Source organism: Citrobacter sp. Igbk 17, from assembly GCF_028069775.1.
GTDB lineage: Bacteria > Pseudomonadota > Gammaproteobacteria > Enterobacterales > Enterobacteriaceae > Citrobacter.
In genome coordinates this window covers 84,028-106,671 of record NZ_JANEWI010000009.1, presented here as the reverse complement: position 1 = coordinate 106,671, position 22,644 = coordinate 84,028, and the positions used below count along the sequence as shown (strand labels likewise).

18 protein-coding genes are annotated in these 22,644 nt (G+C 53.5%); 8 read left to right on the top strand and 10 right to left on the bottom strand.

Going from position 1 to position 22,644, the window contains the following annotated elements:
• Nucleotides 1-389: 389 nt before the first annotated feature.
• Entirely contained in the window at nucleotides 390-1,697 is a 1,308-nt protein-coding gene (gene rimO / locus NNO08_RS07895; RefSeq protein WP_271449699.1) for a 30S ribosomal protein S12 methylthiotransferase RimO, read from the top strand.
• A 92-nt stretch (nucleotides 1,698-1,789) separates the two neighbouring features.
• On the opposite strand, the gene gsiD is transcribed toward rimO, so the two are convergent.
• The 6 genes from gsiD to NNO08_RS07865 form a co-directional block, all read right to left on the bottom strand.
• A complete protein-coding gene (gsiD, locus tag NNO08_RS07890; protein ID WP_137384301.1) occupies nucleotides 1,790-2,701 on the bottom strand; it encodes a glutathione ABC transporter permease GsiD in 912 nt (303 codons plus the stop codon).
• A 2-nt stretch (nucleotides 2,702-2,703) separates the two neighbouring features.
• Nucleotides 2,704-3,624, bottom strand: a complete 921-nt coding sequence (gene gsiC / locus NNO08_RS07885; RefSeq protein ID WP_137384302.1) for a glutathione ABC transporter permease GsiC — start codon at nucleotides 3,622-3,624, stop codon at nucleotides 2,704-2,706.
• Nucleotides 3,625-3,670: 46 nt separating this feature from the next.
• Nucleotides 3,671-5,209, bottom strand: coding sequence for a glutathione ABC transporter substrate-binding protein GsiB (gene gsiB, locus NNO08_RS07880; protein WP_271456493.1), 1,539 nt, complete (start codon nucleotides 5,207-5,209; stop codon nucleotides 3,671-3,673).
• Nucleotides 5,210-5,237: 28 nt separating this feature from the next.
• Nucleotides 5,238-7,109, bottom strand: coding sequence for a glutathione ABC transporter ATP-binding protein GsiA (gene gsiA / locus NNO08_RS07875; protein WP_271456492.1), 1,872 nt, complete (start codon nucleotides 7,107-7,109; stop codon nucleotides 5,238-5,240).
• Nucleotides 7,096-8,061, bottom strand: a complete 966-nt coding sequence (iaaA, locus tag NNO08_RS07870; RefSeq protein ID WP_271454498.1) for a beta-aspartyl-peptidase — start codon at nucleotides 8,059-8,061, stop codon at nucleotides 7,096-7,098. Before iaaA ends, gsiA begins: the two co-directional genes overlap by 14 nt.
• Nucleotides 8,062-8,275: 214 nt before the next feature.
• On the bottom strand, nucleotides 8,276-9,064 hold the full coding sequence (locus NNO08_RS07865) for an aminoglycoside adenylyltransferase family protein (RefSeq protein WP_271456491.1): 789 nt from the start codon (nucleotides 9,062-9,064) through the stop codon (nucleotides 8,276-8,278).
• Nucleotides 9,065-9,242: 178 nt separating this feature from the next.
• Here NNO08_RS07865 and moeA point away from each other — a divergent pair, with 178 nt between their 5' ends.
• Both moeA and moeB read left to right on the top strand, forming a co-directional pair.
• Nucleotides 9,243-10,478 (top strand): molybdopterin molybdotransferase MoeA, encoded by a 1,236-nt coding sequence (gene moeA, locus NNO08_RS07860; RefSeq protein ID WP_271456490.1) that lies wholly within the window; start codon nucleotides 9,243-9,245, stop codon nucleotides 10,476-10,478.
• Nucleotides 10,478-11,227 (top strand): molybdopterin-synthase adenylyltransferase MoeB, encoded by a 750-nt coding sequence (gene moeB, locus NNO08_RS07855; RefSeq protein WP_271449705.1) that lies wholly within the window; start codon nucleotides 10,478-10,480, stop codon nucleotides 11,225-11,227. The genes moeA and moeB overlap by 1 nt, the downstream gene beginning before the upstream one ends.
• Nucleotides 11,228-11,313: 86 nt before the next feature.
• Here the strand turns inward: moeB and fsa are convergent, their stop codons facing one another.
• Complete coding sequence (gene fsa, locus NNO08_RS07850) at nucleotides 11,314-11,976, bottom strand: fructose-6-phosphate aldolase (protein WP_271456489.1); 663 nt, start codon at nucleotides 11,974-11,976, stop codon at nucleotides 11,314-11,316.
• A gap of 132 nt (nucleotides 11,977-12,108) precedes the next feature.
• Here fsa and NNO08_RS07845 point away from each other — a divergent pair, with 132 nt between their 5' ends.
• The 4 genes from NNO08_RS07845 (at nucleotide 12,109) to NNO08_RS07830 (ending at nucleotide 18,131) form a co-directional block, all read left to right on the top strand.
• Nucleotides 12,109-13,008, top strand: a complete 900-nt coding sequence (locus tag NNO08_RS07845; RefSeq protein WP_271456488.1) for a glycyl-radical enzyme activating protein — start codon at nucleotides 12,109-12,111, stop codon at nucleotides 13,006-13,008.
• Nucleotides 13,009-13,013: 5 nt separating this feature from the next.
• Nucleotides 13,014-15,446 carry a formate C-acetyltransferase/glycerol dehydratase family glycyl radical enzyme gene (locus tag NNO08_RS07840; protein WP_271456487.1) on the top strand — a complete coding sequence of 811 codons (2,433 nt, stop codon included), beginning with the start codon at nucleotides 13,014-13,016 and terminating at the stop codon, nucleotides 15,444-15,446.
• A gap of 458 nt (nucleotides 15,447-15,904) precedes the next feature.
• Entirely contained in the window at nucleotides 15,905-16,720 is an 816-nt protein-coding gene (locus tag NNO08_RS07835) for a Cof-type HAD-IIB family hydrolase (protein WP_271449709.1), read from the top strand.
• 148 nt (nucleotides 16,721-16,868) lie between these two features.
• A complete protein-coding gene (locus NNO08_RS07830; RefSeq protein WP_271456486.1) occupies nucleotides 16,869-18,131 on the top strand; it encodes a DUF1479 domain-containing protein in 1,263 nt (420 codons plus the stop codon).
• Nucleotides 18,132-18,214: 83 nt separating this feature from the next.
• Here the strand turns inward: NNO08_RS07830 and NNO08_RS07825 are convergent, their stop codons facing one another.
• A complete protein-coding gene (locus NNO08_RS07825; RefSeq protein WP_137384314.1) occupies nucleotides 18,215-19,807 on the bottom strand; it encodes an ABC-F family ATPase in 1,593 nt (530 codons plus the stop codon).
• Nucleotides 19,808-20,036: 229 nt separating this feature from the next.
• Between NNO08_RS07825 and ldtB the strand changes: the two genes are divergently transcribed.
• Nucleotides 20,037-20,957, top strand: a complete 921-nt coding sequence (gene ldtB, locus NNO08_RS07820; protein ID WP_126318723.1) for a L,D-transpeptidase — start codon at nucleotides 20,037-20,039, stop codon at nucleotides 20,955-20,957.
• Nucleotides 20,958-21,021: 64 nt separating this feature from the next.
• Here the strand turns inward: ldtB and NNO08_RS07815 are convergent, their stop codons facing one another.
• Nucleotides 21,022-22,131: an anion transporter gene (locus NNO08_RS07815; RefSeq protein ID WP_271456485.1), complete on the bottom strand. Its 1,110-nt coding sequence runs from the start codon at nucleotides 22,129-22,131 to the stop codon at nucleotides 21,022-21,024.
• Entirely contained in the window at nucleotides 22,128-22,601 is a 474-nt protein-coding gene (gene mntR, locus NNO08_RS07810) for a manganese-binding transcriptional regulator MntR (RefSeq protein WP_003831586.1), read from the bottom strand. The genes NNO08_RS07815 and mntR overlap by 4 nt, the downstream gene beginning before the upstream one ends.
• Nucleotides 22,602-22,644: the final 43 nt, after the last annotated feature.

Here is a 22,644-nt window from a genome sequence, read left to right as displayed (position 1 = left end):
CGAACGTCAGTTTTATTTCGAATGACTTCATGACTGGCGAGAAAACTTAATTCCGACATTAATACCCGCCAACTCAGCCCCGTAGCCAGGGAGATATAATATAAACTCACTCCGTTAGCATACAGTGTTTTAGCCATTTCAAGTTTCGACTTCAAAACAATCTCTTTCAAAATAAACCTCATTAATAACGCTCGACGAGATAAAATTTACGATAATAAGTTTCTATAGCCAAGAAGTGGCACTTAAAGCCGGAATTAGACTCGCTAAACACCTTTCACTAACAGAAACACGTGATGGGTATTCTCTGTGTATTATGCCGATCAGATATAGATGTCGTGTGAAGGCATCTGTATAATCCCCCGATTACGAGCAATGTACAGTATAAGAAAATGGCAAAAATTGGTTTTATATCACTAGGTTGTCCGAAAAACCTCGTCGATTCTGAGCGCATCCTGACCGAACTTCGTACCGAAGGCTATGATGTTGTGCCAAGTTACGACGATGCGGATATGGTCATCGTTAACACCTGCGGCTTTATCGACAGCGCCGTTCAGGAGTCACTGGAAGCCATTGGCGAAGCGCTGAACGAAAACGGCAAAGTGATCGTCACTGGCTGTCTGGGTGCCAAAGTCGATCAGATCCGTGAAGTCCACCCGAAGGTGCTGGAAATTACCGGACCGCACAGCTACGAACAGGTTCTGGAGCACGTGCATCACTACGTGCCGAAGCCGAAGCACAACCCGTTCCAGAGTCTGGTTCCAGAGCAGGGTGTCAAACTGACCCCGCGCCATTATGCCTATTTGAAGATTTCTGAAGGCTGTAATCACCGCTGCACATTCTGCATTATTCCATCCATGCGTGGTGATCTGGTGAGCCGCCCGATTGGCGACGTTCTTAGCGAAGCTAAACGTCTGGTCGATGCAGGCGTGAAAGAAATTCTGGTGATCTCCCAGGATACTTCTGCTTACGGTGTGGATGTGAAGCATCGTACCGGTTTCCATAACGGCGAGCCGGTTAAAACCAGCATGGTTGACCTGTGCGAACAGTTGTCAAAACTGGGCATCTGGACCCGTCTGCACTACGTCTATCCGTATCCGCACGTCGATGATGTGATCCCGCTGATGGCGGAAGGGAAAATCCTGCCGTATCTGGATATCCCACTGCAGCACGCCAGCCCGCGTATTCTGAAACTCATGAAACGCCCTGGTTCTGTGGACCGACAGCTGGCACGGATTAAACAGTGGCGTGAGATCTGCCCTGAACTGACCCTGCGTTCAACGTTTATTGTTGGCTTCCCGGGCGAAACCGAAGAAGACTTCCAGATGCTGCTCGACTTCCTGAAAGAAGCGCGCCTTGACCGCGTCGGCTGCTTTAAATACAGCCCGGTAGAAGGTGCAGGAGCCAACGATCTGCCAGATCAAATCCCGGAAGAGGTAAAAGAAGAACGCTGGAACCGCTTTATGCAACTGCAGCAGCAGATCTCTGCTGAACGTTTGCAGGAGAAAGTAGGCCGCGAGATTCTGGTCATCGTTGATGAAGTTGACGAAGAAGGCGCGATTGGTCGAAGTATGGCTGATGCTCCTGAAATCGACGGTGCGGTATATCTGAATGGCGAAACCAACGTGAAGCCTGGCGATATCATCCGCGTGAAAGTCGAGAACGCAGATGAATACGACCTGTGGGGCACGCGCGTTTAAATAATGTAACCCAACGTAGGCCGGATAAGGCATTTATGCCGCATCCGGCAACGCCTGATGGCGACGCTAAAGCGTCTTATCAGGCCTACGGTTCACCCTTTAATTTTCGGATCCAGCGCGTCACGCAACCCATCCCCCAGCAGGTTAAACGCCAGCACCGTCAGGAATATCGCCACCGCCGGGAAAATCGCCACGTGGGGCGCGATCACCATATCAGCCCGCGCTTCATTGAGCATGGCTCCCCATTCCGGCGTCGGCGGCTGTGCCCCTAAACCCAGGAATGACAGACTTGCGGCAGAAATGATTGACGTCCCGATGCGCATGGTGAAAAAAACCACGATTGAAGAGACCGTACCCGGCAAAATATGGTTAAAGATAATGGTCGCGTCGCTGGCACCAATGCTGCGTGCTGACTCAATAAATGTTTGTTGCTTAAGAACCAACGTATTGCCACGAACCAGTCGCGCAAAAGCCGGAATGGAAAATACCGCAACCGCAATAATCACATTCGCAATCCCGCTTCCCAACACCGCCACCACTGCTATTGCCAGCAATATCCCCGGAAAGGCGAACAGCACGTCGCAGATACGCATAATCAGTCGGTCCCACCAGCCTTCGTAATACCCGGCCAGCAGCCCCAGCACCGTGCCAATCGCCGCGCCAATAAAGACGGCAAAGACCCCGGCCGCCAGCGAAATTTGTGCGCCAACCAGTACACGGCTAAAAATATCCCTGCCTAACGAATCCACGCCAAACCAGTGCAGCATCGACGGTCCGTCATTCAGCCGGTCGTAATCGAAGTAGTTTTCAGCATCAAATGGCGTCAGCCAACGGGCAAAGATGGCCACCAGGATCAGGGCCAGCACAAATAACCCCGCGATCATCGCAACATGTTGACGACGAAAACGACGCCAGAACTCATGCCACGGCGTACGTATTTGATCTGGCTTAACGAGGGGCATCGCATTTAAAATCGCCTGGCGGCGCCAGTTAAAAAATCGCATCCTTACTTGTACCTGATAGCCGGATTAATGGCGGCATAGAGCACATCCACCACTAAGTTGATAAGAATAAATTCCAGGGAAAACAACAGCACTTCGGCCTGGATCACCGGATAGTCACGCATTTCAACTGAGTCGACCAACAATCGCCCAAGCCCAGGCCAGTTGAATACCTTCTCAACCACAATCGAGCCACCCAGCAAAAAGCCAAACTGCAGCCCCATCATCGTGACAACCGGGATCATCGCGTTACGCAGACCATGTTTTAGCACCACCCAGGTTTCACTCACTCCCTTCGCCCGCGCGGTGCGCATATAGTCCTCGCTAAGCACATCGACAAACGAGGCGCGGGTAAAACGGGCGAGTACCGCCGCCACCGCCGCCCCTAGCGTGATTGAAGGGAGAATGTAGTGCAACCAGGTATCCGCGCCTACGGTCGGTAGCCAACCCAACTCAACGGAAAAGATCTGCATTAACAGCATGCCAAGCGCAAAGGCCGGGAAAGAGATCCCAGTGACCGCCAACGTCATACTCAACCTGTCAGGCCAGCGGTTGCGCCAAACGGCGGCAATGATCCCCGCCGTCATACCAAACAAAACCGCCCACGCCATGCTGGCGATCGTCAACCACAGCGACGGCATAAAACGGCTGGCAATCTCATCGGCAACCGGACGGCGAGAAACCATCGAGGTACCGAAATCGCCTTGTAATACGTTGGTCATGTAATGCCAGAACTGAACGTGCAGCGGCTGATCCAGGCCCAACTGCCGACGTACCAACTCAATCACCTCTGCATCAGCCTCCGGCCCGGCAATAAGCCGCGCCGGATCGCCGGGTAGCAAGTGAACAAACAAAAACACCAGCACCGCCACAATTAACAGCGTCGGAATCAACCCCAGCAGGCGCTTGAAAACATAGTTGAGCATCAGACTCCCTTCGCCGGCCCCGTCCATGCAGAGCCGAATGAATAGCTTATTTCAAATCCGCGTCATCAAAACTAAACCCGGTGTCAGGCATGATCCAGAATCCGGTCAAATTCGTACTGTGCGCCGAGATCAGTTTTTCCACCACCAGCGGGATCCACGGCGACTCTTTCCAGATAATATCCTGCGCGTCTTTGTACAACTGCGCTTTTTGCGCCGGATCGTTGGTCTGCAATGCCGCCGTTAAATCATTGTCCACCTGCTTGTTACTGTAGAACGCGGTATTAAACAAGGTTGGTGGCCAGTTCTGTGACGCAAACAGCGGCGACAGCGCCCAGTCCGCTTCGCCCGTAGACGCCGACCAGCCGGTGTAGAACATCCTTACCCCGCTTTCTTTCTGCGCCTTGCCCTCGACTTCTGCGGCCCGCTGCCCGGCATCCATCGCCGTGACCTGAGCCTTCACGCCCACCTGCGCCAGCTGTTGCTGGGTAAATTGCAGCACTTTCTGCGCGGTACTGTGGTTATGGGATGACCACAGCGTGGTGGTAAAGCCGTTGGGATAACCCGCTTCTTTCAGTAATTCGCGTGCTTTTGCCGGATCGTAAGGCCACGGCGTGTAGCTTTGCGCATAGGCTATCGATGGCGGAAGAACGCCAGTTGCCGGCGTGGCATAACCCGCAAACGCCACTTTCACCAACGCCTGACGGTTGATGGCATAATTCAACGCCTCGCGCACCTTCGGATTATCGAACGGTTTTTGCGTGACGTTCATGCTGATATAACGCTGCATAATAGACGGGCTGGCGACCAGTTCCAGGTTTTTATTCTTCGCCAGTAACGCGGCCTGCTCGTACGGAATGGGGAAAGCAAACTGCGCTTCCCCGGTTTGCAGCATTGCCGCACGCGTATTGTTGTCCGTTACCGGACGCCAGGTAATCGTATCAAGCTTTGGCAACCCTTGCTGCCAGTAGCCCGCGAACTTCTTAACTTTGACAAAGTCGGTCTGATTCCAGGTTTCAAGCTGGTACGGCCCCGTCCCTACCGGATGGAAACCGATCTCTTTCCCGTATTTCTCCAGCGCGGCCGGAGATATCATCGCCGTAGCCGGATGCGCCAGAATATTGATAAAGGCAGAGAATGGCTGCTTCAGCGTAATCTTCACCGTAGCGGGATCAACCACCTCGGTTTTATCAATATTCTTATACAGGTTATAGCGTTTAAGGTGATTTTCCGGATTGCTGGCGCGATCAAGGTTGGCTTTTACCGCAGCCGCATTGAAGTCAGTCCCATCCTGAAACTTCACGCCCTGTCGCAGTTTAACGGTATACGTTAGGCCATCATCAGAAACGGTATAGCTTTCCGCCAACACGTTTTTCAGCTTCATCTCTTTATCAAGGCCGAACAGTCCCTGGTAAAACGACTTGGCTACCGCCTGCGATAACGTGTCGTTGGCATCATAAGGGTCGAGCGTGGTGAAATTAGACCCTACCGCAACCACCACATCTTTGGCAGCCCAGGACGGGGATGCAGCCAGCGCTGAGGCGACCCCCAGAGCAACCAGCCATTTACGAGCAACAATTTTTGCCATGTTATTCTCCTTAAACCCTGCCTGCCTGTCATAAACGCGAAAGCGCATTTTCCGCTGGCGCACGCGCAACATAATGCCCCGGTCCCACTAACTGGAGTGAAACCGGGGGGATCTCTTCACCGCGTTTGCGGATATTACTGGGGATATCATCCGACAACAGCACGCGCTGTGGCCTTTGATACGATGGATCGGCAACCGGGACTGCCGCCATAAGTTTTCGCGTGTAGGGATGCTGTGGATTCTCAAACACCGCCCGTCGGGTACCGATCTCAACAATCTGCCCCAGGTACATCACCGCCACGCGGTGACTAATACGCTCCACCACCGCCATATCGTGAGAAATAAACAGGTACGCAATACCCATTTCCCGCTGTAGGTCGAGCAACAGGTTAATAATTTGCCCGCGAATAGAGACATCCAGTGCCGAGACGGACTCATCGGCAATGATCACTTTTGGATTGAGCGCCAACGCCCGGGCTATACAGATACGTTGCCGCTGACCGCCGGAAAATTCGTGCGGATAGCGCCAGGCGTGCTCAGGTAGCAACCCGACACGCTCCAGCAACCACGCGACCCGTTTTGTCGCCGCATCGCCGTGTAACAAACCGTGCACCCGCAATGGCTCTAAGATGGAATATCCCACGGTCTGGCGCGGGTCGAGCGACGCATAAGGGTCCTGGAAGATAAACTGGATATCCCGACGCAGCGGCTGCAACTTGCTGGCGGCCAGGGTATCAATGCGTTGTCCATTGAAGAAAATCTCCCCACGCTGGGACTCCACCAGACGCAACAATGCCCGCCCGGTCGTTGATTTACCGCAACCCGACTCGCCAACCAGTGAAAGCGTTTCGCCGGGCCAGAGATCAAAACTGACGTTCTCCACCGCATGCACCTCGCGGGTCACGCGATTTAGGATGCCGCTACGCAGGGGAAAACGTGTCACCAGGTTGCGAACCCGCAGAATCGGCTCTCCCTCAACCACCGTGTCCTGCTCGGTTTGAGGTTCAACATGATGAGGATTCTGCAGAGAAATAAGCGGGAAGCGTCGCGGAAGGTCGTGCCCGCGCATCTCCCCAAGTTGCGGCACAGCCGCCAACAGCGCTTGAGTGTAAGGATGCTGAGGAGCATGAAAAATTTGCTCAACGCTGCCCGTTTCGACCGCTTCCCCCTGGTACATCACCAGCACACGGTCAGCGATATCTGCCACCACCCCCATATCGTGGGTGATAAAAATGACCCCCATCGACATCTCTTGCTGCAGCACTTTTATCAGTTGCAGGATCTGCGCCTGAATAGTGACGTCCAGCGCCGTTGTCGGCTCATCAGCAATCAACACCGCCGGTCGGCATGATAGCGCCATGGCGATCATCACTCGCTGGCGCATTCCGCCGGAAAGCTGGTGTGGATAGCGCGATAAGATGGCCTTCGATTCGGGAATTCGAACCTGGTCAAGCATGCGCTTGGCTTCCACCATTGCCTCTTCGCGACTGGCCCCCTGGTGTAGACGAATGGACTCAGCGATCTGCTCGCCGACGGTAAACACCGGATTAAGCGACGTCATCGGCTCCTGAAAAATCATCGCGATGTCAGCGCCGCGCACATGGCGCATCTGGGCTGCGCTTTGCTCGCCGAGTTCAATCACCTGCCGATTGCGCCGCCGTAGCAGCATCGCATCACAGCTTACCTCGCCGCCCGCCTGTTCAATCAGACGCATCAGCGACAAGGCCGTTACCGATTTTCCGGAACCGGATTCGCCAACAATCGCCAGCGTTTCACCACGTTTCAGGCGAAACGACAGATTTCGTACGGCACGGATACGCTGCTGCTCTTGTTCGAAGGCGATATTCAGGTTGCTGACGGCCAGTACGTCACTGACATCAAGCTCATCACTGTGTGGCAACGCTATCTCCTTTTTCCCGATAAATACCGGTGGTTGGCGTATCGCCAGCGTATCCCCATGCGCGGTACATACCTTCGCTGTTAAACGGCAAAGCCACATTCCCTTCATGATCGATAGCAATTAATCCACCGCTGCCGCCCAGCGCCGGCAACTTTTCCATCACCACACGCTCGCACGCCTCTGACAGACTCAGGCCACCATAATCCATCAGCGCCGCAATGTCATAGGCCGCCAGCGCGCGAATGAATACTTCTCCGGTTCCCGTACATGAAACCGCAACGTTGGCATTGTTGGCATAGCAACCCGCGCCAACCAAAGGACTGTCGCCCACCCGCCCCGGTAATTTGTTGGTCATTCCGCCAGTCGAAGTCGCCGCAGCCAGATTGCCGAAAACATCCAGCGCCACCGCGCCGACGGTGCCCATTTTGTTGTTTTCGTCCAGCGGTGTGCCGCTATGATCAAGTACCGTTTTATCCTCAGCACGCGCCACCAGCAGTTGCGCATAGCGTTCAGGGGTAGAGAAAACATCAGCAGAAACGCGTTCCATGCCCTGTGAAATCGCAAAATTTTCCGCCCCTTCGCCAATCATCATGACGTGAGGACTGTGTTCCATCACCAGACGCGCCGCGAGGATCGGGTTACGTAGATGGCTGACTCCGGCAACAGCACCCGCTTGCAGGGTATTACCATCCATGACGCAGGCATCGAGTTCATGGGTTTCATCACGGGTATACACAGCACCAATTCCGGCGTTAAACAAGGGGCACTCTTCCAGTAGGCGCACAGCCTCAGTGACAACATCCAGCGCGCTACGGCCCGCTTCCAGCATACGTTGACCGGTTTCAACGATATCTGACAGTGCCTGTATATAACGCAACTCCTGCTCCTGGCTTAGCGCTGCGCGGGTTATTGCCCCTGCGCCGCCGTGAATTGCAATGACTGCTTTGCCCATTTTTTTTATCCATTAAGGTGGCAGGTAACGGGGTTATAAATATCAGAATTTCTGTGAGTTATTGATTCGATTTTTGAATATAGAAAGATGCAGACGTCATGTAAAGGTAAAGGCCCCTTCTACAGAGCCAATCCTATTAACCTACGGATAGCGGTGAAATAAGCGGCAGTTGTTCACGAATACGCCAGGCTTATTCCCGATGCGGTTAGATAAACTATTTCAGTAGCCCGGCAATATGTGTTTTTGCGTACCCGACAAAACGTTCAACCGACGGCATCGATTCGGTCCAATCCACGGTGGTTAACCCCAGATACTCCGAACGCGCAGCCTGCAGCATGGCGGCATGTTCAGCGGGCAATTGCGGTATCAACCAGGATGCAGCCGTCTCTTTAGCAACAATATTACCGGTCACGACGCTATACCAGATACGCGCCAACGTCAGGATAATATTGCGCTCATCCCCTTCTAAATCGGCCGGTTTCTGCCACATATCCAGGATATGTCGAAATGTTTGTACGATATCGCTAAAAGGGATGACGTTGAATAATGTCTCAGCGGGTTTACCGAACAACGGTACGCTGGCACGCCGGGCCTGGGTCAGCAGAATGGCAAGGTCAGGATCCACCTGCGCCGGTTCATACACGCCAGCGCAGATATCATCACGCAGCCATTCACCAAATTGCATTTCTCTTGATGGTGGAAATCGCCACGGCACCAGTTGCGAATAGACCACGATAGTCACTTCCAGTGCCCGATAGCTATCGGCACTGCCCGGCGGTGCTGATATTTCCAGAAAACCCTGCATCAATTCTTTTCTTTGCTGCATATCCAGCGGTTGCCTGATGGTAACCAGCAAATCGATGTCGCTTTGGGGTTTTAATCCCCCTTCAACAGCAGATCCATACAAATGAATAGCAACCAGATTGCCCTCGATAATCCGTGCAATCAGCACTCTGGCGGCATTCACCTGTCGTCGAATTGAGTCCGGGATCGTATTCGTCATTTAGCCCCCACGGCAAAAAAGAACGGAAATATTGAGTTTATACCGCATTTTTCCTGCAGCGTGACTCTCGGGTGTAAAACCTTCAGCAGATCGGATTCTAAGCCTGAGGTGGCATACTGTCCGCGTCCATTTTCTGACATAATAACCGGATTCGATTTTGCCCCGCAGGAGTCTTCACATGGAATTTACCGCCGGACTGATGCCGCTTGAAACGGCTCTCTCTCAGATGCTTTCGCGTATTACCCCGCTCACCGCCGTCGAAACGCTGCCACTGGTTCAATGCTTTGGCCGTATTCTGGCGACCGATATCGTCTCTCCCATTGATGTCCCTGGATTCGATAACTCGGCAATGGATGGTTATGCGGTGCGTTTGGCCGACCTGCAATCCGGCCAGCCGCTCTCCGTTGCAGGTAAAGCCTTTGCCGGTCAGCCTTTCCATGGTGAATGGCCTGCGGGAACCTGCATTAGAATTATGACCGGCGCCCCGGTACCTGCCGGTTGTGAAGCCGTCGTCATGCAGGAGCAGACAGAACAAACTGACGACGGTATTCGTTTTACCGCCTACGTCCGCAGCGGACAAAATATTCGTCTGCGCGGTGAAGATATCGCCAACGGCGCGGTGGTATTTCCGGCGGGAACACGTCTGACAACCGCAGAACTTCCTGTTCTGGCCTCGCTCGGTATTGCCGAAGTACCGGTCGTTCGCAAAGTTCGCGTGGCGTTGTTCTCTACCGGTGATGAACTGCAACTGCCGGGTCAACCGCTGGGCGACGGACAGATTTACGATACCAATCGCCTGACCGTGCATCTGATGCTGCAACAGTTGGGCTGTGAAGTGATCAACTTAGGGATTATCCGCGACGATCCTAACGCGCTACGCGCCGCATTTATCGAAGCCGACAGCCAGGCCGATGTTGTCATCAGCTCCGGTGGCGTGTCGGTGGGTGAAGCAGACTACACCAAAACCATTCTGGAAGAGCTGGGAGAGATTGCCTTCTGGAAATTGGCCATCAAACCGGGTAAACCGTTCGCTTTCGGCAAACTGAGCAACAGCTGGTTTTGCGGCCTGCCAGGAAACCCGGTCTCCGCGGCCCTCACGTTCTATCAACTGGTACAACCGTTGCTGGCGAAACTCAGCGGTAACACCGCCTGCGGACTGCCACCACGCCAGCGTGTGCGCACCGCATCACGCCTGAAGAAAACGCCTGGCCGTCTGGATTTTCAGCGCGGTGTATTACAGCGTACCGCAGAAGGCGAACTGGAAGTCACCACCACCGGACATCAGGGATCGCATATTTTTAGCTCCTTTAGCCTGGGCAACTGCTTTATCGTGCTGGAGCGCGATCGCGGTAACGTTGAAGCTGGCGAGTGGGTAGAAGTCGAGCCGTTTAACGCCCTGTTTGGAGGCCTGTAATGGCGGAACTCAGCGACCAGGAGATGATGCGCTATAACCGGCAAATCATTTTGCGCGGCTTCGATTTTGAAGGCCAGGAAGCGCTCAAGGAAGCGCGGGTACTGGTCGTGGGTCTGGGTGGGCTTGGTTGTGCTGCCACCCAGTATCTGGCGGGCGCTGGCGTCGGGCAGTTAACCCTGCTCGACTTTGACACCGTGTCCGTTTCAAACCTGCAACGCCAGACGCTGCATAGTGACGCAACCATTGGCCAACCCAAAGTAGAGTCGGCACGCGACGCACTGGCGCGGATTAATCCCTATATCGTCATTACGCCTGTGAATGCGCTTCTCGACGATACCGCGATTCATGCGCTGATCGCCGAACATGATTTGGTGCTGGACTGCACCGATAATGTCAGTATCCGCAATCAGCTCAATGCCGGCTGCTTCGCCGCAAAGATTCCACTGGTATCCGGCGCGGCAATCCGCATGGAAGGACAAATTACGGTCTTCACATACCAGGAGGGTGAGCCCTGCTATCGCTGCCTGAGTCGCCTGTTCGGTGAAAATGCCCTGACCTGTGTAGAAGCGGGTGTAATGGCTCCGCTCATCGGTGTGATAGGTTCACTTCAGGCGATGGAAGCCATTAAGCTGCTGGCAAACTACGGTAAACCGGCATCCGGTAAAATCGTGATGTATGACGCCATGACCTGCCAGTTTCGCGAAATGAAGCTGATGCGTAACCCAGGGTGTGAGGTTTGTAGTCGGTAAAAAAGTCGGGTGGCGGCTTCGCCTTACCCGACCTACAACGGCCCGAACGCAGGCCGGGTAAGCGTTAGCGCCACCCGGCAACAGCATCAGAGAGACGTCCGCCCAAACGCGCTCTGCCAGTCGTGTTCAAACTTCGCCACGGCAGCATCAACAGCCGGGGAGCTAATCAACTGCTGTGCAACATCCAGCGGCAGCGTAATGGCTTCGCAGCCCGCCAGCAGGCAGTCCAGCGCCTGGCGTGGGGTTTTAAAACTGGCGGCCAACACTTTGGCGTGAGGCACATGCATTTTCAGTAAGCGCTGCAGGGCGTTCACCGTCTGGATGCCATCTCCACCCTGGGCATCCACGCGATTAACATAGGGTGCAATATACTCTGCACCAGCCAGCGCGGCCAACAACCCCTGTGCCGCACCGTATACCGCCGTCCCCAATGTCGGGATACCCTCTTCCTTCAGCAACTTAATCGCCGCCAGACCTTCTGCAGTGACCGGCACTTTGACCACGATATCCGCGATGATTGCCCGCAGTTTACGCGCATCGCTGACCATACCTTCCGCTGTCGTCGCCATTACCTGCGCAAACAGCCGACCTTGTCCTCCCATCGCTTCCTGCAGTTGCGGCAGCAACACTTCCAGCGTCTCTTTACCCGTTGCCACAATACTCGGGTTAGTGGTCACCCCCGCCAGCGGAAAAATACGCGCCAGGGCCTTTACCGCGGCCACATCAGACGTATCCAAATAGAGTTCCATAACCTTTCCTCAAACGAATAATTAGCATGAATAAAAGGTAGCACGGCGAAACCTCACGGTTAGTTGACGCACGTCAATATAGCTTTCATTCGAAAGTAATTTAATCTTTATACGAAAGAAAAGAGGCCGCTTATGATTTTTAATATTCAGCGCTATTCCACTCACGATGGCCCCGGTATTCGTACCGTGGTGTTTCTTAAAGGATGCTCCCTGGGCTGCCGCTGGTGCCAGAATCCGGAAAGCCGCGCCCGCACGCAGGATCTGCTCTATGACGCGCGTTTGTGCCTCGAGGGTTGCGATCTGTGTGCGCAGGCTGCACCGGAAGTGGTTGAACGTGCGCTGAATGGCCTGCTTATTCACCGTGAAAAACTGACCGATGAGGCCATCACGTCGCTGACCCACTGCTGCCCGACTCAGGCGCTGACCGTCTGCGGAGAGATAAAAAGCGTGGACGATATCATGGCGACCGTATTGCGAGATAAACCGTTTTACGACCGCAGTGGCGGTGGAATCACCCTTTCCGGCGGCGAACCGTTTATGCAGCCGGAGCTGGCAGCCGAATTATTCAAAGCCAGCCACGATGCAGGTATTCATACGGCGGTCGAAACCTGTCTGCATGTCCCATGGAAATATATTGCGCCTTCATTACCCCATATCGATCTGTTTCTTGCTGATTTAAAACATGTGGCTGACGCCCCGTTTAAACAGTGGACCGATGGGCGTGCCGCACGCGTGCTGGAAAATCTGAAAAAACTGGCCGCCGCGGGTAAAAAAATGATTATCCGCGTACCGCTGATTCAGGGATTCAATGCCAACGCTGAAGATATTCAGGCCATTACCGATTTTGCTGCCGACGAACTGCACGTCGATGAGATCCATTTTTTGCCCTATCACACGTTGGGCATCAACAAATACCTCTTACTCAATCAACCCTACAACGCCCCGGAAAAACCGCTTGATGCGCCTGCACTGCTCGAATTTGCCCAGCAGTACGCCAGCCTTAAAGGTTTAACCGCGACCCTACGAGGATAACTGCCATGACGACTCTGAAACTGGACACACTCAGCGACCGCATCAACGCGCATAAAACAGCACTGATCCACATCGTGAAGCCACCGGTTTGTACCGAGCGCGCCCAGCACTATACCGAGATGTACCAGCAGCACCTGGATAAACCCATCCCGGTACGTCGTGCGCTGGCACTGGCTCATCACCTGGCGGAGCGCACTATCTGGATCAAACATGACGAGTTGATCATCGGCAACCAGGCAAGCGAAGTGCGCGCCGCCCCCATCTTCCCGGAATATACCGTGTCGTGGATCGAAAAAGAGATCGACGACCTCGCCGACAGACCGGGCGCAGGCTTCGCGGTAAGCGAGGAGAATAAACGCGTATTACACGAAGTGTGTCCGTGGTGGCGAGGTCAGACCGTGCAGGATCGCTGCTACGGGATGTTTACCGACGAGCAAAAAAGTCTGCTGGAAACCGGCATTATCAAAGCCGAAGGTAACATGACCTCCGGCGACGCACACCTGGCGGTAAACTTCCCGCTGCTGCTGGAAAAAGGGATTGATGGCCTGCGCCACAAAGTTGATGAGCGCCGTTCCCGCATCAATCTGACCCGCCTTGAAGATCTCCATGGCGAACAGTTCCTGAAAGCAATTGATATTGTGCTGGAGGCCGTCAGCCTGCACATTACCCGCTTTGCCAACCTGGCACGTAAGATGGCTTCAACAGAAGCCCGTACCCACCGTCGCAATGAGCTGCTGGCAATAGCGGAAAACTGCGAGGTGATCGCCCACGAACCGCCAAAAACCTTCTGGCAGGCGCTGCAACTGTGCTACTTCATTCAGTTGATCCTGCAGATTGAGTCCAATGGTCACTCAGTATCGTTTGGCCGAATGGACCAATATCTCTATCCGTACTACCGTCGCGACGTTGAGCTGAACCAGAGCCTAGACCGCGAGCACGCCATTGAGCTGCTGCACAGCTGCTGGTTGAAGCTGCTGGAAGTGAACAAAATCCGCTCCGGCTCCCACTCGAAAGCCTCGGCGGGCAGCCCGCTGTATCAGAACGTCACCATTGGTGGTCAGAATCTGATCAAGGGTCAGGCGGTGGATGCCGTCAATCCACTTTCCTACGCCATTCTGGAGTCCTGCGGCCGCCTGCGTTCTACGCAGCCAAACCTGAGCGTGCGTTATCACGCAGGGATGAGTAATGACTTCCTGGACGCCTGCGTGCAGGTGATCCGCTGCGGCTTTGGCATGCCGGCATTCAATAACGATGAAATCGTTATCCCGGAATTTATCAAACTCGGCATTGAACCCGAGGACGCCTATGACTATGCGGCCATCGGTTGCATCGAAACCGCCGTGGGAGGCAAATGGGGCTACCGCTGCACGGGCATGAGCTTTATTAACTTTGCCCGCGTTATGCTGGCGGCGCTGGAAGGAGGTCGTGATGCCACCAGCGGCAAGGTGTTCCTGCCACAGGAAAAAGCGCTCTCAGCCGGTAATTTCAACAATTTCGACGAAGTGATGGATGCCTGGGATACGCAGATCCGCTACTACACGCGTAAATCTATTGAGATTGAATATGTCGTCGACACCATGCTGGAAGAGAACGTGCATGACATTCTGTGTTCCGCACTGGTAGACGATTGTATTGAGCGCGCGAAAAGCATTAAGCAAGGTGGCGCAAAATATGACTGGGTATCCGGATTACAGGTTGGGATTGCCAACCTCGGCAACAGTCTGGCTGCGGTGAAGAAACTGGTCTTTGAACAAGGAACAATCGGTCAGCAACAGCTGGCGGCCGCACTGGCCGACGATTTTGACGGTCTGACCCACGAGCAGTTGCGCCAGCGTTTAATCAACGGTGCGCCAAAGTACGGTAACGACGACGATTCCGTTGATACGCTGCTGGCTCGCGCTTATCAGACTTACATCGACGAACTTAAACAGTATCATAATCCGCGCTACGGCCGCGGCCCGGTTGGCGGTAACTACTATGCCGGGACCTCTTCCATCTCCGCAAACGTACCCTTTGGCGCGGCAACCATGGCAACGCCGGATGGACGTAAAGCACATACACCGCTGGCGGAGGGTGCAAGCCCGGCTTCCGGTACTGACCACCTCGGCCCAACGGCGGTCATTGGCTCGGTAGGTAAACTGCCCACGGGTTCGATTCTCGGCGGCGTACTGCTCAATCAGAAGCTGAATCCGGCAACGCTGGAAAATGAGTCTGATAAACAGAAGCTGATTTTCCTGCTGCGGACTTTCTTTGAAGAGCACAAAGGCTGGCATATTCAGTACAACATCGTGTCTCGTGAAACGTTGCTGGACGCGAAAAAACACCCGGATCAGTACCGTGACCTGGTCGTTCGTGTCGCAGGCTATTCCGCTTTCTTCACTGCGCTGTCTCCGGATGCGCAGGACGACATTATCGCCCGTACTGAACACATGCTGTAAACAATATTGCTGGCCGGATGAGACTCCACACTGCCATCCGGCACACTACCCTCCCCATTGCCGGATGCGCTGACGCTTATCCGGCCTACAACGACAGCACAATCCCCCGTCTTTCACGCACCTGTGGCGTGAAAGACAACGGGAAAACTTTCATTCGAAATTAAATTTGTGCTTCAGGTCACATTGTTATTAGTAATCCTGAGCACGCCGATATCCGGAGTGCAAGTCACGTTCCCGTAGGCCGGATAAGGCGTTCACGCCGTCATCCGGCACACTACCCTCCCCATTGCCGGATGCGCTGACGCTTATCCGGCTTACAACAACAGCACGCCCCCCCGTCTTTCACGCACCAGTGACGTTGAAGACGACCGTGAAACTTTCATTCGAAATTAAATTTGTGCTTCAGGTCACATTGTTATTAGAATATTTCTGGTCGCAGTAATGAGCCAGGAGCCAGTATGACCATCAACGTTATCGTCACAGATATGGACGGAACGTTTCTCGATGATGCCAAAAAGTACGATCGCGTACGATTTATGGCGCAGTATCAGGAACTGAAAAAACGCAACATTGAATTTGTCGTGGCCAGCGGCAACCAGTATTACCAGCTCATCTCTTTTTTCCCGGAACTCAAAGATGAGATCTCTTTTGTCGCCGAGAACGGTGCATTGGTGTTTGAACATGGTAAACAGCTGTTTCACGGCGAGCTAACCCGCCACGAGTCCCGTATTGTCATTGGTGAACTGCTAAAAGATAAACAGCTCAACTTCGTGGCTTGTGGTCTGCAAAGCGCCTATGTCAGTGAAAACGCCCCGGAATCTTTTGTGGCGTTGATGTCAAAACACTACCATCGCCTGAAGCCCGTAAAGGATTATCAGGATATCGACGATGTGCTGTTCAAGTTCTCGCTAAATTTACCAGACCAACAAATCCCATTGGTTATCGATCACCTGCATGCTGCGCTGGATGGCATTATGAAGCCCGTCACCAGCGGCTTCGGGTTTATCGATCTGATTATTCCAGGTTTACATAAAGCCAACGGTATCAGCCGCCTGCTAAAACGCTGGAACCTGTCACCACAAAACGTCGTCGCCATCGGCGACAGTGGCAACGATGCGGAAATGTTGAAAATGGCGCACTACTCTTTCGCCATGGCCAATGCAGCCGAGAACATCAAATTTATTGCCCGTTATCAGACCGACGATAATAACCATCAAGGTGCACTGAACGTGATTCAGGCCGTGCTGGATAACACCTCCCCTTTCAACGTCTGATCCTGCCGACCGGAGTACCTGCTCCGGTTCTCACCGTTTTTGCATTTCGTGCACGCCATCAAGTTTTTAAACTTGCATTAACTTATTTTTAACTTATATTGCATTTGTAAGTTAAATAAGTTTCAAATGAAAGTTATGCGAGGTGGTTATGGCTTTTACTTTTACCAGCAACACATTGCCCGCCGACCACAAAGCGGCAATCCGTCAGATGAAGCAACAGCTGCGGGCACAGCTCGGGGACGTCCAGTTGATTTTCAATCAACTTAGTGAGGGCATCGCCAGCCGTGTGGCGGAAATCAACGACCTTAAAGCGCAAGGTTCCGCGGTCTGGCCGGTGTTGTCATATGCCGATATCAAAGCAGGTCGCGTGAGTGCAGAGCAGCGTGAAGACATTAAGCGTCGCGGTTGTGCTGTTATTAAAGGCCATTTCCCTCGCGAACAGGCTTTGGGCTGGGATCAATCGATGCTGGACTATCTGGATCGCAATCACTTTGATGAACGCTATAAGGGACCAGGGGATAATTTCTTCGGTACCCTGAGCGCATCGCGTCCAGAGATCTATCCGATCTACTGGTCACAGGCGCAAATGCAGGCCCATCAGAGTGAGGAGATGGCGAATGCACAGTCCTTTCTCAATCGCTTATGGACGTTTGAAAGTGACGGTAAGCAGTGGTTTAACCCGGATGTCAGCGTCATTTATCCTGACCGTATTCGCCGCCGCCCGCCAGGAACGACGTCCAAAGGGCTGGGCGCACACACCGACTCCGGAGCACTGGAGCGCTGGCTGCTTCCGGCTTATCAGCGTGTTTTCGCCAATGTCTTTAACGGCAAGCTGGCAGAGTACGATCCGTGGCATGCTGCACATCGCACCGATGTCGAAGAGTACACGGTAGATAACACCACGAAGTGCTCAGTGTTTCGGACCTTCCAGGGTTGGACTGCACTGTCCGATATGCTGCCAGGCCAGGGGCTACTGCATGTTGTTCCTATTCCGGAAGCGATGGCTTATGTGCTGTTGCGTCCCCTGCTGGACGATGTCCCGGATGATGAACTGTGTGGCGTCGCGCCAGGCAGAGTATTGCCGGTGTCAGAACAGTGGCACCCACTACTGATGGAGGCGTTAACCAGCATTCCACAACTGGAGGCCGGAGATTCAGTGTGGTGGCATTGTGATGTCATTCACGCCGTTGCGCCGGTGGAAAATCAACAGGGCTGGGGTAATGTGATGTACATCCCTGCCGCACCGATGTGTGAGAAGAATCTGGCCTACGCCCATAAAGTGAAGACGGCCCTGGAAAAAGGCACATCACCAGGTGATTTTCCGCGTGAAGATTATGAAACGAACTGGGAAGGCCGCTTTACACTGGAGGATCTGAATATCCACGGTAAGCGCGCGCTGGGGATTATCTAATTTGTAATAACCCCAATTCCCCCTAAGTATTTCGCGTTACAGGTGCAGCCAACACACCTGTAACGCGCATAAAGACGGAAACGTTATTCGACGCCTTTAGTCCGCAGATAATCTTCGTAGTTCCCGGTGAAGTCGATCACGCGTTCCGGCGTAATTTCAATCACACGGGTTGCCAGCGAACTGACGAACTCACGGTCGTGAGAAACAAAGATCAGCGTACCCTGATACATTTCCAGTGCCATGTTCAGCGATTCGATTGATTCCATATCCAGGTGGTTGGTTGGTTCATCCATAACCAGGATATTCGGTTTCTGCATCATCAGCTTGCCAAACAACATGCGCCCTTTTTCACCACCGGAGAGCACCTTGGCAGGCTTCTTGATGTCATCCTGACTGAACAGCAGACGACCGAGGAAGCTGCGCACAACCTGCTCATCGTCGCCTTCCTGTTTCCACTGGCTCATCCACTCGAATACGGTCAGATCGTTTTCAAACTCATATTCGTGATCCTGCGCGTAGTAACCGACCTGGGCATTTTCAGACCACTTAACGGTACCGTTGTCCGGCTGCAAATCGCCAACCAACGTTTTCAGCATGGTGGATTTACCCACGCCGTTGGCACCAATGATGGCAACCTTCTCTCCCACTTCCAGCAGCAGATTAAAGTTTTTAAACAGCGGGCCTTCCTCGAATCCTTTAGTCAGGGCTTCCACTTCCAGCGCGTTACGGAACAGTTTCTTATCCTGTTCGAAGCGGATGAACGGGTTCTGACGGCTGGAGGCTTTCACTTCGTCGAGCTTAATCTTATCGATCTGACGCGCACGCGAGGTCGCCTGTCTAGATTTAGATGCGTTGGCGCTAAAGCGGCTGACGAAGGATTGCAGATCGGCAATCTGCGCTTTTTTCTTGGCGTTATCAGCCAGCAGACGCTCACGAGCCTGAGTCGCCGCCGTCATGTATTCGTCGTAGTTGCCCGGATAAACGCGCAGTTCGCCGTAGTCCAGATCCGCCATATGCGTACAGACCATGTTCAGGAAGTGACGGTCGTGCGAAATGATGATCATGGTGCTGTCACGCTCGTTCAGCGTCTGCTCCAGCCAGCGGATAGTGTCGATATCCAGGTTGTTCGTTGGTTCGTCGAGCAGCAGAATGTCCGGGTTAGAGAACAGCGCCTGCGCCAGAAGGACACGCAGTTTCCAGCCGGGTGCAACTTCGCTCATCGGGCCGTAATGCTGTTCTACCGGAATGCCGACGCCCAGCAGCAGTTCACCCGCACGGGCTTCCGCAGAGTAGCCGTCCATTTCACCATATTGAACTTCGAGGTCAGCCACTTTATAGCCGTCTTCTTCGCTCATCTCGGCCAGGCCGTAGATACGGTCGCGTTCCTGCTTCACTTCCCACAGTTCAGCGTGCCCCATAATAACGGTGTCGAGAACGGTGAACTCTTCAAAGGCGAACTGATCCTGACGCAGCTTACCGATGCGCTCGTTCGGATCGAGTGAAACGTTACCCAGCGTCGGTTCGAGGTCGCCGCCGAGAATTTTCATAAATGTGGATTTACCGCTACCGTTCGCGCCAATCAGGCCGTAACGATTGCCGCCGCCAAATTTGACGGAAATATTTTCAAACAGCGGCTTACTGCCGAACTGCATAGTGACGTTGCTGGAAACTAACACTGGCGTATCCTGAAAAGAGAAAGAAATATGTGACAAACCGCTTATTATGCCATAAGTCTGCAATAAGATCGCGCCGTTCATGCTGCACAGATAAAGTGAAAGCAAAAGGAAAAAAGTGTGATTTAGTACACATCCGAATTCCTTGTTGCTCAGAATGCACATATAATGCGTGCCCAACACTACATAAATCTCAACCCACTAGCCTGCTTGGCTTCAGAATCTCGCAAAAATGAATATGAAATTGACAACGCTTTTCGCGGCGGCGCTCGCGGTAGTTGGTTTTTGTAACACTGCTTCAGCCGTCACGTACCCGCTGCCTACCGATGGTAGTCGTTTAATTGGCCAAAACCAGGTTATCACCATTCCTGAAGGCAACACCCAGCCGCTAGAATACTATGCGGCAGAGTACCAGATGGGTCTGTCCAACATGCTGGAAGCTAACCCGGGCGTGGATACCTTCCTGCCAAAAGGCGGCACCGTACTGAACATTCCTCAGCAGCTGATCCTGCCGGATACCGTGCATGAAGGTATTGTGATTAACAGCGCCGAAATGCGTCTGTACTACTACCCGAAAGGTACCAACACCGTCATCGTTCTGCCAATCGGTATCGGCCAGTTAGGTAAAGACACCCCTATCAACTGGACCACCAAAGTTGAACGTAAGAAAGCGGGCCCAACCTGGACGCCAACCGCTAAAATGCATGCGGAATACCGTGCTGCGGGCGAACCGCTGCCAGCCGTTGTTCCGGCAGGTCCGGATAACCCGATGGGTCTGTACGCGCTGTATATCGGCCGTCTGTATGCTATCCACGGTACCAACGCTAACTTCGGCGTCGGCTTACGCGTCAGCCATGGCTGCGTGCGTCTGCGTAACGATGACATCAAATTCCTGTTTGAAAACGTGCCGGTCGGTACGCGCGTCCAGTTTATTGATGAGCCAGTGAAAGCCACCACTGAACCAGACGGTAGCCGTTACATTGAGGTACATAACCCACTGTCTACCACTGAAGCGCAGTTCGAAGGCGGCGAAATCGTACCGATTACGCTGAACAAGAGCATTACCAGCATCACCGGTCAGTCTGACGTCGATCAGGCCGTCGTTGAGCAGGCGGTACAGAACCGCTCTGGTATGCCGGTTCGTCTGAACTAAGCACATACCTGAAACGAAAAAGGCGGATGAATCATCCGCCTTTTTTATTGCCTCAATGCCGCTTTCACAGTAATAACAACAAACCATACCCCACCAGCGCCGCCCATATCAGCATCGGCACCGAATACAGATGAAAACGCCACCAGATACGTCGGTCATTCGCCATGCGTAAAGCAATCAGATTCGCCAGCGACCCCGGCAACAGGCCGAACCCGCCGATATTAACCGCCCAGGCCAACAATAGCGTCGGTGGAACATAGTTGAGCAACAAAATAGTGCTGGGAACGTTACTGATAAACTGCGATAAGCCGATTGCCGTCAACCAGAGCTCCGGTGCTGAAAGCGTGCCAATCTGACTGGTTATTCCGTGTAACGCCGGTAACTGCGTCAGCAAATGCACATCAATAAACATCGCCATAAACACCAGCAGCAACGTCCAGTCCACGCTTAAAATCACACGACGAGCCAATATCATGAATCCAGTCGCCACAATCGCCAGGCCCCACAGCTCAAGCTGGAGCTCCAGTGCCATCAGGAAGACGATATACAGCGCCAGGCAGCTCCACACCAACCGAGGCTGCCAGTCAGGTGCGCGCGTACCGCTATGATAGTGCAGCGTTTTATGTGGGAAACTGAACCAGCACAGCACCACCAACGTCAGCATCATGGTGCCAGCAAGCGGTGCCATTTGCCAGGTAAACGCAGTAAATGACAGGCCAGAGCGCCCCCACATCAGAATGTTCTGCGGGTTACCTATCGGTGTCAGCAGAGAACCTGCGTTCACCGCCAGCGCCTCAAAAATAATGAGGCGGTTTACCGGGATGGCGCACAGTTTTTTCAGGGTAATGGTAAGGGGAACAACAATAAATAAGGCGACATCGTTGGTCAGAAAGGTCGACAGCAGCGCCGCCGCCAGCACCATAAATATCGCTAGCTGACGCTCCGTGTGGAAGCGGCGGGTCATCTTGCGCCCTAATACATCAAAGTAACCGCTTAGCTCCACGCCTTTGGTTAGCAGCATCAGGCCGCTTAGTGTAATAATTGTGTGCCAGTCAATTGCCCCAGGCCAGGCCCAGGGTGTAAATGGCACAAACAGGCTCAGAACAACCCCGATGAGGATTAACAGCTGGAAAAAACGATCGCGCTGTAAGGCGCGAAGAAAAGGAAAACTCATTCAGAGCCTGTTCCTTGCTGTTGCGTAAACCGACTAAAAGCCTCCAGCGTTTCCTTACTGACATGATGCTCCATTCCCTCCGCATCGCGACGGGCAATCTCCGGACTGATACCTAACATCAGCAGGAAGTTTTCCACAATCTGATGGCGTTCCCGGCTCTCCTGCGCCAGACGCTCACCTTCAGCGGTTAAAAACACCCCACGCCAGGGAATCATTTCAATCAACCCAACGGAGGCCAGGCGCTTAAGCATTTTGGCAACCGTCGGTTGGGAAACCCCAAGACGAGCAGCCATATCCACCTGACGCGCCTCCCCCACCTCGATAATGAGATCGGAAATCAGCTCTACGTAGTCATCAATCAGCTCACGGCGATGTGCCTCGCGGACCTGACGAAATCCTTCAACGTGTTCTTCGACATTCACCAATTGCGTCACTTTTTTTGTTGTTGGCATACCTGCGCGACGACTCATTCTGCTTCCTCGTTCCTGTGACGCGTTAACAGCATCTGATTAG